This window comes from Roseateles sp. P5_E8, from assembly GCF_054177665.1.
The window spans coordinates 48,718-60,673 of record NZ_JBGCUM010000001.1 but is presented as its reverse complement, the minus strand read 5'-3'; the positions used below and the strand labels follow the sequence as shown (position 1 = coordinate 60,673).

At 68.6% G+C, this 11,956-nt stretch carries 6 protein-coding genes; 1 reads left to right on the top strand and 5 read right to left on the bottom strand.

Annotated elements, in window-relative coordinates; all coding sequences use genetic code 11:
• Positions 1–320: 320 nt before the first annotated feature.
• The 5 genes from dnaG to argA all read right to left on the bottom strand — a co-directional run bounded on the left by dnaG (position 321) and on the right by argA (position 7,961).
• Positions 321–2,198 carry a DNA primase gene (dnaG, locus tag ACXRVZ_RS00295; protein WP_457421592.1) on the bottom strand — a complete coding sequence of 626 codons (1,878 nt, stop codon included), beginning with the start codon at positions 2,196–2,198 and terminating at the stop codon, positions 321–323.
• A 9-nt stretch (positions 2,199–2,207) separates the two neighbouring features.
• Positions 2,208–5,369 carry a putative bifunctional diguanylate cyclase/phosphodiesterase gene (locus ACXRVZ_RS00290; RefSeq protein WP_457421594.1) on the bottom strand — a complete coding sequence of 1,054 codons (3,162 nt, stop codon included), beginning with the start codon at positions 5,367–5,369 and terminating at the stop codon, positions 2,208–2,210.
• Positions 5,370–5,637: 268 nt separating this feature from the next.
• Positions 5,638–5,934 carry an H-NS histone family protein gene (locus ACXRVZ_RS00285; RefSeq protein WP_457421596.1) on the bottom strand — a complete coding sequence of 99 codons (297 nt, stop codon included), beginning with the start codon at positions 5,932–5,934 and terminating at the stop codon, positions 5,638–5,640.
• A gap of 324 nt (positions 5,935–6,258) precedes the next feature.
• A complete protein-coding gene (locus tag ACXRVZ_RS00280; protein WP_457421598.1) occupies positions 6,259–6,537 on the bottom strand; it encodes an oxidative damage protection protein in 279 nt (92 codons plus the stop codon).
• A gap of 80 nt (positions 6,538–6,617) precedes the next feature.
• The gene (gene argA, locus ACXRVZ_RS00275; RefSeq protein WP_457421600.1) at positions 6,618–7,961 is read right to left on the bottom strand and encodes an amino-acid N-acetyltransferase; all 1,344 of its coding nucleotides are present in this window, start codon (positions 7,959–7,961) and stop codon (positions 6,618–6,620) included.
• Between argA and hrpA the strand changes: the two genes are divergently transcribed.
• A complete protein-coding gene (gene hrpA, locus ACXRVZ_RS00270) occupies positions 7,960–11,916 on the top strand; it encodes an ATP-dependent RNA helicase HrpA (protein WP_457421602.1) in 3,957 nt (1,318 codons plus the stop codon). The genes argA and hrpA overlap by 2 nt on opposite strands.
• Positions 11,917–11,956: the final 40 nt, after the last annotated feature.

Sequence of the window (11,956 nt, the reverse complement as noted above, 5' to 3'; positions counted from 1 at the left end):
GGTGGCGCGGGCGTTCTAGATTCAGTTTCGGAAATGCAGCAGCCACCGCGGCCTGCCCGGGCTGGTCATCAAAACCGGCGGGGCGGGGGCGGTGGCTTTCGTCACCGAGGTATCAACCGGAATTCGGCCGAGGGACCCTGGCGTGCCGCGAACAAGCTGGCGTGATCGTTTGGAGTGCAGAGCTGGCGGATATTTTGGCCATCAAAACTCTTTGATGAGTTGCCCAGTGTCGCTGGGTGGCCGGGTCCGGCATCTCTCTGCCGTCACTCTTGTTGACGCGCGCGGAAAACACGAGATTATCCGCGAAATTCATCCAGAGTTCAAAACTCCGGTGGTTTGACCGGCGCAATGCCGTGGCGCTCGCGCGTCCGCGCCAGGGCTTCCAGCGCGCGCCGACGTTCGTCATCGGTCGCGCCGCTGCCGGCCGGCAGCGGCGTCGACGCCTGGGAACGCAGGCCGGTGATGGCTCGTGCCAGGTCTCCGGTCGCGTCCAGTTCGTCTATGCCCAGGGCCTGGAGCGGGCTCACCAGGCGCTTGAGTGCGTCGCCGAAGCCGTCGGCCGCCAAACCGGCCTGTATCGCCGCCCAGGGGCTGCTGCCGTGATGGGTCAGATGGCGCTCCAACCAGTGGATGAGGTCGCCGTGCACGCCGGGCAGATCGTGCAGCTGCGCGCGGTCTTCGTCGGTGAGTGTTTCCCACAGTTCGCTGTGCTGGAGCAGCAGACGCACGGCGTTGTCGGTGGGGGTCGTCGGCGTTGCGCGCGGGCCGGCGGGGCGAGGCTCTTCCTCGCGCCGCTTGCCTTTCCAGTCACCCTTGCCGGCTTTCCACTCCGCCTTGGGCTGCCAGCGCGGGCGCTCGGCGGGCGCCGGGGCAGCGGCTGGCGCGGCAGCTGGTTCGCCCAGCCACAGCGATTGCAACTCGGCTTCGGGCAGCTGACCCTGGCGGGCCAGTTCGCCCAGCAATTGGCGGCGCAGCAGGCCGTCGGGCAGCAGGTTCCACAGCGGGTGGGCCTGTTTGAGCATGCGGGCGCGGCCCTCGGGCGTGCTCAGGTCGCAGCCGTCGGCGGCGACCGTGGAGAGCTGGCGCGACAGCGGCACGGCGGTCTCGACGCAGCGCTCGAAGGCCTCGGCGCCGAGTTCGCGCACATACGAATCCGGGTCGTGCTCGGTCGGCAGGAAGAGGAACTTGACGGTGCGCGTCTCGGTCGCGTGGGGCAGGGCGGCTTCCAGCGCGCGCACGGCGGCGCGGCGGCCGGCGGCGTCGCCGTCGAAGCTGAAAACGACCGATTCTGTGAAGCGGAACAGCTTGTGGACGTGCTCGGCGGTGCAGGCCGTGCCCAGCGTGGCCACGGCGTTGCCGAATTCGTGCTGGGCGAGCGCGACCACGTCCATATAGCCCTCGACAACCAACGCGTAGCCGCGCTGGCGCATCGCCTGGCGGCCTTCGAACAGGCCGTACAGCTCGCGGCCCTTGCTGAAAACCGGCGTCTCTGGCGAGTTCAGATACTTGGGCTCGCCCTTGTCCAGCACGCGGCCGCCGAAGCCTATGACCTCGCCCTGCACGTTGCGGATCGGGAACATGATGCGGTCGCGGAAGCGGTCGTAGCGCTTTGCGTCCTCGCCCGGCTCGACGTCCGGGCTGATGACCAAGCCGGATTCGACCAGCTGCGGGTCGTCGTAGGCCGGGAAACCGCTGGCCAGCGACCGCCAGCCTTCGGGCGAGTAGCCGAGGCCAAAGCGGGCGGCGATCTGGCCGGTCAGGCCGCGGCCCTTCAGGTATTCGACGGCGCGGGGCGACTTGCGCAATTTCTCCTTGTAGAAGTCGGCCGCGCGGGCCAGCACATCGGTCAGGCTGTGCTGTTTTTCCTTCTCGGCCTTGGCGCGCTCGCGCTGCTCGGGCGATCGCTCGTCCTGCGGCACCTGCATGCCGACCTGCTGCGCCAAGTCTTCCACGGCCTCGACGAAGGTGGCGGCGGTGTGTTCCATCAGGAAACCGATGGCGTTGCCGTGCACGCCGCAGCCGAAGCAGTGGTAAGTCTGGCGGCTGGGGCTGACGATGAAGCTGGGCGACTTTTCGCCGTGGAAGGGGCACAGCCCCTTGTGGTTGATGCCGGCTTTCTTCAGCTCGACATGGCGGCCCACCACCTCGACGACGTCGACGCGGGCCAGCAGGTCATGGATAAAGCCAGGTGGGATCACCCCGGCAGTTTAAAGATGCGCCTGAGACGGCAGCTTGACTTGACCCGCCGCCCAGTTGCTGGTGGCGAAGCTGTCCATCCAGGCCGGCAGGCTGCCGGGGGGCATGGCCGCGGCAATGCCGTTGCCCTGGCCCAGGCGGCAACCCAGGCGCAGCAGCTCGCGGGAATGCGCGCGGCTCTCGATACCCTTGGCCAGCACGGCGCAGCCGATGTTGCGGGCCAGGCCGATGACGCTCTCCACCAGCGACAGGTCCTGGGCGTCGCCCAGCATGCCCTGCACATAGCTGCGGTCCAGCTTGAGGGTGTCCACGGTCAGGCGCTTCAGCGAGGCCAGGTGCGAGTAGCCGGCGCCGAAGTCGTCCAGCGCGACGCCCACGCCCAGGGCCATGCAACGCTGGATGAGGGCCTGGGTGGCCGGCGTTTCGGCCAGCGCGTCGGACTCGAGGACATCCAGGTGCAGCAGCGCGGCGACGTCGGGCGGCTGGCGCTGCAGCAGCTCCTGGAGGCGCTGGGGGAAGTCCGGATGGCTCAGTTGGCGCGCGCCGACGTTGACGCTGACGGGCAGGCCGCGGCCGCCGTTGATGCCGTCGCGCCGCCAGGCCGCCGCCTGCGCCAGCGCCTGCTCGATGACCCAGTCGCCGACCTGCACGGCCAGCCCCGAAGTCTCGAGCAGCGGCAGGAAATGGGCCGGCGTGAGCAGACCGCGCTCGGGGTGCTGCCAACGCAGCAGGGCCTCGACGCCCATGACCTGGCCGTTGCGCAGGTCGATCTGGGGCTGGTAGTGCAGCAGCAACTCGCCGCCGTCCAGCGCGCGCTGCAGGCGGGCCAGGGCGATGAGGCCGGCTTCGTCGCGCTGGTCCAGCGTCGGGTCGTGGAACTGCACGACGCTGCGGCCGGCGTGCTTGGCGCGGTAGAGGGCGTGGCCGGCGTGACGCAGCAGGGTCTCTGGGTCGGCGTCGTCCAGCGGGTAGAGCGTCGCGCCCATGCTGGCGCCGATCTCCAGCGCCAGGCCGTCGCCGATGCGGCTCTCGCGGATGGCGACCGGCGTGGACAGCAGGCCCAGCAGGCGGTCGACGGCGCGCTGGGCCTCCTCGGGCGTCTGCACGCGCAGCAGCACGGCGAATTCGTCGCCATGCAGGCGCGCGAGCTGGTCGGCGGTGTCGGGCCAGGCGCCGCGGGCGCCACGCAGCGTGGCCTGCAGCCGGCCGCTGAGCTGCAGCAGCACCGCGTCTGCCACCAACTGGCCGTGCACGGCGTTGACGCGGGCGAAGTCGTCCAGGTCGATGACGGCGATGACCAGCTTGAAGTTGTCGCGGTTGGCCGCCGACATGGCCTGGTGCATCAGGCGCATGAACTCGTCGCGGTTGGGCAGGCCGGTGGCGACGTCGTAGCGCAGGCTTCGGCGCAGCAGCTCCTGCTGGCGCAGGCTCTCGCCGAGGTCGGTCAAGCTGAGCAGCCGCCAGCGCGGGTTGGCGCCGACAGGCTCGGGCACGGGGCTCAAGCGGGCAGCGAAGATGTGGCGACCGCCGTCATCCAGCTCGGCCTGCAGTTGGCCGCTCCAGCTCTGGCCGGCGTTCAACTGCCGCTGCAGTTCGGCCGGCTCCTGGCCGCTGCGCTGCAGGTTGGCCGTGTTCAGCGGCGTGGCCAGGCGGCCCACCAGGGCCTCGCGCGGCGCATGCAGGATGTCGCAATACGCCGGGTTGACCTCGACGATGCGCCATTGCAGGTCGACGACGGCCAGGCCCTCGGTGGCGTGCTGGAAGAGGGTCGCGGACATGCGCTCGCGCTCCTCGGCAGCGTGGCGCCAGCTCATGTCGGCCAGCATCAGGATGAGGTTGCGCGCGCGGCCCTTGCGGTCACGGTGCGGCACATGGGCCTGCAGTTCGTGCCAGCGCCAGTCGCCGCCGTCGGCGGCCAGGCGCAGCGACAGGCCGAGTCGTTGCTCGCCCGGCGCGGCGAGCAGTTCGCGCAGCGCACGGCGTACCGGCTCGCGGTCGCGGGGGTGGGCGGCGCGCACCCAGTCCAGCGGGGCGCTCCCGGCGGTGGCGTTCGGGTCGACCGGGCTGGTCAGCGCCAGCCAGCGGGCCGAGGCATGCCGGCGGCCCTCGGGGAAGCGCCATTCAGCCAGTGCCAGACCCTGGGCGTCCAGGGCGCTGCGCCAGCCGTCGCGGTCGCGGACCTGATGCTGGCTGAGCGTGATGACGGCCAGCGGCAGCAGGGCCAGCAGCGCCCCCGCGGCGTAGGCAAGAGGCGTGGCCGGCGCGCCCAGGGCCCATAGCGCTAGCAGCAACACGCCGAGGCGGGCGTTGTGGCGCGGCGAGACCTGCAGCGCATGCAGGCACAGCAGCAGATGCGGCGTCAGCAGCAGGGCGCCGGCCTGCGGCAGCCAACCCACGGCGACCTGGGCGGCGACGGCGGCGATGCCGATCAGCGGGCCTGTCCAGCGCCCGATGCGCCGCGGCCGCTGGATGCCGGCCTGCAGGGCGGTGCCGGCGCTCAGCAGCGCAAGCGCCCACGGGCCGGCCAGGGCCAGCGTGGCGAGGAGGGCGCCGCCGCGTGTCATGCCGGTGGCGAGCAGGAGGGCCCAGCAGGCCAGGCCGGCCAGCATCGGTGCCGCCAGGCCGGCGAGCAGGCCGAAGCGGAGCATCTCGTGTCGGGTGACCAGCCGGCCAGTCAGGCCCAGGCGGCGCAGCCGCGTGCGGTTCAGCAGCGCGGCCAGCGGCAGCAGGGCCAGCACGCTGAGCAGCGGCCTGCTGGTGAGCAGCGCCAGCGGGTCGGTGGCGGGCTCCAGCAGCAAGGGCAGGCCGCAACCCAGCAGCAAGCCGGCTATGACCAGCGGCAGCACCCAGGCGCCGAGCCGCCACAGCACCGTGAGGCCGAGCGCCGTCAGCATCATGGGAATGAAAAGGTCGGCCGCGGGGATGGCCGATGCCGGTTGGGGCAGGCGCAGCAACGGCAGCAGCAAGGGGGCTGCCAGCACCCAGGCGACCACCAGGCCGCCCGCGAGGCCGGTCAGCGCGGCCAGGCCGACGCGGCGCAGCCGGCGCCAGCCACGGCGGTCATGGATGCGGCGGGGGCCGAGGGGTGGCGTGGTTGCCGGTGGCGGCTCGGCCACCGACCCGCTGGAGCTGTGGGAGTCGAGTGCATCGCCAATGCTGGAGTTCCGGTCCATGACTCAACGTCGCACCGGCTTGCGCGCCGCGAAACGACGTGGGCAAGACGGGTAGGAGGCATGGGCGGCGGGCATGGCGCGAATCTCGTCGCATGCGTGGCCTGCCAGGCCTGGGCAAAACCCGGGGCCTGAGGCTGCAGACGGCGTGACGAAAGACATGCGCACGAGTTTAGGGCGCAGCGTCGCGCAAATGAAAAGGGCCATCCCGTAGATGGCCCTTGATTCGCGGGGGCGCCCGATGAACGGGCGCCGAATCCCGATGGAAGGACTAAACCGAGAAATCGGTCAGCTTGGCGCCGCCGGCAACTGCCGCTTTCAGCCATTTGGGCTGCAGGCCGCGGCCGCTCCAGGTTTCCCCGGTAGCTTGATTGCGATACTTTGCAGCGACCTTGGAGACCTTGACCGGCTTGGGGGTGCGGACGCTGAGGTCGGCCACCGACAGGCCATATTCGCTCATCAGGGTTTTTACCTTGGAGATCGCTTCGCTGCGCTCGCGATCCTTGGTTTGGCTGATCTGTTCATCCAGCGCGGCGCGTTGGGCCAGGAGATCTTTGAGACTGGACATGCTGCTATTCCTCTTGCGATTTGAGCGTTGAGACTCGCGACGTTGACCGCTGCGGCCTCGGAGCCTTGGGGCTTGATGCCCATGAGTATCTCCGTGCTCAGATTAAATCGCGGGAATGGGGTTAAGCGCAAGAGTTTTCGTTGGCGGGCAGCGACGAGTTTCCATTTGCGTCGCACTAATTGCCTATTTGCCCGGCCGGGGCCGGCCCGATCCAAGGGGATGTCCTTGGTGCCGCTGTAGATACTGAAAGGGCCGGCGACTTCCGCCCCGGCCCTTCGATATTCATGGCGGGCGGCCGCCCGCAGTTTTTACGCGGGACGTCGTTCAGGGCGTCGGCGGGACATAGCCCGCCACCGCTTCGGCACCGGTGCCGAAGAAAAACTGTTCAGCCTGGCGCATCAGGTATTGGCGGGCACGCAGGTCGGCGAGGTTGAGGCGGTTTTCATTGACGAGCATGGTCTGGTGCTTCATCCAGGCCGCCCAGGCTTCCTTGCTGACGGTTTCCCAGACCTTTTTGCCGAGTTCGGTGTGGGCGGGATAGGGCGGGAAGTCCAGGCCTTCGGCTTCCTTCTTCAGATAGGCACATTGAACGGTGCGGGGCATGGCGGGACTCCTACGGACGCGAGAAAAGAAGACGGCCGGCACTTTAGCGCGCGGCCTTATTGGCAGCCCTCGGCGAGGGCTTAGTTGAATCGTTTGACCAGCACCAGCGAGCGCCGATCCCAGTTGTATTTGCGCTTGCGTTCCTCAGGCAGCCATTCCGGGTCGACCTGTTGGAAACCGCGTTTGATGAACCAGTGCATGGTGCGGGTGGTCAGCACGAAGATGCTGTCCAGGCCGGAGGCTTTGGCGCGCTGCTCGATTCTTTTCAGCAAGCGGTCGCCATCACCCTGGCCCTGTACTTCGGCGGATACGGTCAGCGCGGCCATTTCAGCGGTGCGCGCTTCCACATAAGGGTAGAGCGCGGCGCAGCCAAAGATGACGCCGTCATGCTCGATGACGGTATAGAGCTCGGCGTCGCGTTCGATTTCGGTGCGGCTACGCTTGACCAGCGTGCCGTCGCGCTCGAAGGGTTCGATGAGCTGGATGATGCCGGCCACATCGTCGGAGCTGGCCTCACGCAGGCTTTCCAGTTTCTCGTCGACGACCATGGTGCCGATGCCGTCATGGGTATAGACCTCTTGCAGCAGCGCGCCGTCCACCGCGAACGGGATGATGTGCGAGCGCTCCACGCCGGCGCGGCAGGCCTCGGCGCAGTGGCGCAGGTAGAAGGCCACGTCGGTGGGCTCGGGCGCGGGGCCGGCCTTGGCCAGCATGCGGTCGGCATCGGCCAAGGCCAGTTCGGTGTCGATGGGGCTTTCGGGGTCGTCCGGATCCTCGGGCACGCCGTCTACCTCGCAGACGAACAGCAGCTTGTCGGCTTGCAGCGCGATGGCGGCCGAGGTGGCGACGTCTTCCATCGACAGATTGAAGGCCTCGCCGGTGGGCGAGAAGCCGAAGGGCGACAGCAGCACGATGGCGCCGATGTCGATGGCGCGCTGGATGGCGGCACCGTCGACCTTGCGCACCAGGCCGGAGTGCTGGAAGTCCACGCCGTCGACGATGCCGACCGGGCGGGCGGTCAGGAAATTACCGGAGACGACGCGCACGGTGGCATTGGCCATCGGGGTGTTGGGCAGGCCCTGGCTGAAGGCGGCCTCGATCTCAAAACGCAGTTGGCCGGCGGCTTCCTGGGCGCAGTCCAGCGCGACGGCGTCGGTGATGCGGCGACCATGGCTGTAGCGCGGTGTCTGGCCCTTGGCGAGCAGTTGCTCGTTGACCTGCGGCCGGAAGCCGTGGACCAGCACGATCTTGATGCCCATGGCGTGCAGGATGGACAAGTCCTGCACGAAGGCGTTCAGCTTGCCAGCCTCGACCAGCTCGCCCGGCATGCCGACAACGAAGGTCTCGCCGCGGTAGGCATGGATGTAGGGCGCCACGGCGCGGAACCAGGGCACGAAGGTGTGGGGAAAGACGAGACCGGTCATGGCGGCGGATTGTCCATGGCTGCGGGACAATGCGCGTTCAATGAGTTCAGAACGCAGAGAGAGCCGGGACGCGCCGGCGCAGGGCCGCTCCCAAGGCGGCGCAGCCCCCTCGGGGGGCAGCCCGTCGGAAGACGGGCGTGGGGGCCAGAAAATTCAACCGGCTCTTTCCATTTCCTTCCCTGAAAGCCTGCCGGTCTCGGCGAGGCGCGACGAGATCGCGCAGGCGATGGCCGAGCATCAGGTCGTCATCGTCTGTGGCGAGACCGGTTCCGGCAAGACCACCCAGCTGCCCAAGATCGCGCTGGCGATGGGGCGTGGGCGCATCAACGGTGGCGGGCTGATCGGCCACACCCAGCCGCGGCGCATCGCGGCCAGCAGCGTGGCCAAGCGCATCGCCGAGGAGTTGAAGACGCCGCTCGGCGAGGTCGTCGGCTTCAAGGTGCGCTTCCAGGATCGGCTGTCGAAGAACGCGTCGGTCAAGCTGATGACGGACGGCATCCTGCTGGCCGAGACGCAGAGCGACCCGCTGCTCAAGGCCTACGACACCATCATCATCGACGAGGCCCACGAGCGCAGCCTCAACATCGACTTCCTGCTTGGCTACTTGCGCGAGCTGCTGCCGCGCCGGCCGGACCTGAAGATCGTCGTCACGTCGGCCACCATCGACGCGGACCGCTTCGCCAGGCACTTCGCGTCGAGCAAGGGGCCTGCGCCGGTGCTGACCGTGTCGGGCCGCCTCTACCCGGTCGAGCAGCGCTACCGGCCATTCGAGGAAAGCCGCGAGTACGACGTCAACAACGCCATCACCGATGCGGTGGACGAGCTGTGGCGCGAGGGTGCGGGCGACGTGCTCGTCTTCCTGCCCGGCGAGCGCGAGATCCGCGAGGCGGCCGAGGCGCTGCGCAAGCACCACCCGCCGGGCGTCGAGATCCTGCCGCTGTTCGCGCGGCTGTCGCAGGCCGAGCAGGACCGCGTGTTCGATTCGCACGGCTGCCGGCGCATCGTGCTGGCGACCAACGTGGCCGAGACCTCGCTGACGGTACCGGGCATCCGCTATGTCATCGACCCCGGCCTGGCCCGCGTGAAGCGCTACAGCTACCGCAACAAGGTCGAGCAGTTGCTGATCGAGCCAGTCAGCCAGGCGGCGTCGAACCAGCGCGCAGGCCGCTGCGGGCGGGTCGCCAATGGCATCTGCATTCGGCTCTACAGCGAGAAGGAATTCAACGAGCGGCCGAAGTTCACCGACCCGGAAATCCTGCGGTCCAGCTTGGCGGGCGTCATCCTGCGCATGAAGGCGCTCCATCTGGGCGAGGTCGAGCGCTTCCCCTTCCTGGAGGCGCCACGGCCCAAGGCGATTGCCGACGGCTACCAGTTGCTGGCCGAACTTGGCGCGACCGACGACGACAACGAGCTGACACCACTCGGCAAGGAATTGTCGCGCTTGCCGCTGGACCCGCGCGTGGGCCGCATGATCCTGGAGGCCAAGAACCGTGAGGCGCTGTCCGAGGTGCTGGTCATCGCCTCGGCCCTCACTGGCCAGGACGTCCGCGACCGGCCCATGGAAGCCGCCCAGGCCGCCGACGAGAAGCACAAGAAGTTCGACGACGAGAAGAGCGAATTCAGCGGCTACCTGAAGCTCTGGAAATGGCTGGAAGAATCGAAGGGCGGCGGCGCGGAACACAAGCTGTCGAACCGCCGCCACGAGCAGCTGCTGCGCGAAAACTTCATCAGCCCGCGTCGCGTGCGCGAATGGCGCGACGTCTACTCGCAGCTGCACACCGTCGTTGCCGAGCACGGCTGGCGCCTGAACCAGAGCCCCGCAACCTATGAGCAGCTGCACCTGTCCATGCTGGCCGGCCTGCTCGGCAACATCGGCCAGAAGAGCGACGACGAGGAGTGGTACCTCGGCGCGCGCGGCATCAAGTTCTACCGCCATCCCGGCGCCCACCTGAGCAAGAAGCCGGGCCGCTGGATCATCGCGGCCGAGCTGGTGGACACCTCGCGCCTGTACGGCCGCGGCATCGCCAACATCGAGCCGCAGTGGCTGCCGTCCATCGCCGGCCACCTGATCAAGACGCAGCTGCTGGAGCCGCATTGGGAGAAGAAGGCCGCCGAGGTCGTGGCACTTGAGCGGGCGACGCTCTACGGCATCGTCATCTACAGCAACAAAAAGGTGAACTTCGGTCGCGTCGACCCCAAGGCGGCGCGCGAGATCTTCATCCGCGAGGGCCTGGTCAACGACGACCTGCCGGACGATCTCGTGCGGCAGCTGCCCTTCCTCGCCCACAACCGCCGCCAGATCGCCAAGGTCGAGGCGCTGGAGCACAAGTCGCGCCGCCAGGACGTGCTGGTGGACGACGAGCTGATCTACGCTTATTACGACGACAAGCTGCCGGCGGGCGTGTTCTCCGGCGCCACGTTGCTGAAGTGGTGGCGCGAGGCCAGCAAGGCCGACAACAAGCTGCTTCAGCTCAGCCAGGACGAGCTGATGCGCCACGAGGCCGCAGGCGTCACCAGCGAGGCCTTCCCCAAGGTCATCCGCCTGGGCGGCGTGGACTGCGTGGCGACCTACCTGCACCAGCCCGGCGACGCGCGCGACGGCGTGACGGTCGACGTGCCCATCTTTGCGCTCAACCAGGTCAGCGAGGAGCGCGCCGAGTGGCTGGTGCCCGGCATGCTGGCGCAGAAGGTGACGGCGCTGCTGAAGAGCCTGCACCAGAAGCCGCGCGCCCGCCTCACGCCGCTGCCGGACTTCGTCGCTGAGTTCATCGAGCTTCAGCCTTTCTGCCAGGGTGGGTTGGTGGACACGCTGCTCAGGGCCGTGAAGGACCGCAGCCAGATCGCCGTGCAGCGCAACGACTTCAAGCTGGAGCTGTTGCAGCCTCACCTGTTCATGAACTTCCGCGTCGTCGACGAGCATGGCCGCCAGCTCGGGCAGGGCCGCCAGCTCGCCGCTTTGAAGGCGGAGCTGGGCGGGCAGGCGCGGTCGGCATTCCAGGCGCTGGCGGCTTTGAAGTTGCCGGCATCGGAGCCGGCGCCCAAGCCCCAGCCCGAACGTGGCATCCGCGCCGAAATCGTCAAGCCCGCCGCACCGGCGCGTGACGCCAGCCAGGCCTACACCGACTGGACCTTCGGCGAGCTGCCCGAACTGCTGGAAGTCCGCAAGGGCGGCCAGACGCTGATCGGCTTCCCGGCGCTGATCGACAAGGGCGCGCATGTCGAGATCGAGGTCTTCGACGAACCCGAGGTCGCCGCCGCCAAGCACCGCGCCGGCCTGCGCCGCCTGATCGCGCTGCAGCTCAAGGAGCCGTTGAAGTTCCTTGAAAAGAATGTTCCCGACCTTCAGCGCATGTCCGTGCTCTACATGGGCCTGGGCACGGCCGAGGACTTGCGCGACCAGGTCATCGCCGTGGCACTGGACCGTGCCTTCCTGGCCGACCCGCTGCCCACCGACCCGATGAGCTTCAAGAAGCGCATCGAGGAGGGCCGCAGCCGCCTGAACCTGATTGCGCAGGAGGTGGCCCGCGCGGTGCACGCCGTGCTGCAGGAGCTGGCCAACGCCACCCGCAAGCTGAAGGATTCGCGCCCGGCCAAAGAGGTCGGCGACGACATCACCGCGCAGCTGCAGCGCCTGGTGCCCAAGCGCTTCGCGCTAGACACGCCCTGGGCCCAGCTGCAGCACCTGCCGCGCTACCTCAAGGCCATCACCACGCGCCTGGACAAGCTGCGCGCCGACCCGGCCCGCGACACCAAGCTGATGAGCGAGGTCAAGCCGCTGGAGCAGCGCTACACGCGCCGCGTCGCCGAGCTCAAGGGCGTGCGCGATGCGCGGCTGGACGACTTCCGCTGGCAGCTGGAGGAATTGCGTGTCAGCCTGTTCGCGCAGGAGCTGAGGACGCCGCAGCCGGTGAGCGTGAAGCGGCTGGACAAAGTCTGGTCTCAGCTGTCCAGCTGAGACCAGACTTCGCGGCGCAGACTCACTTGCCGCAGGCAAG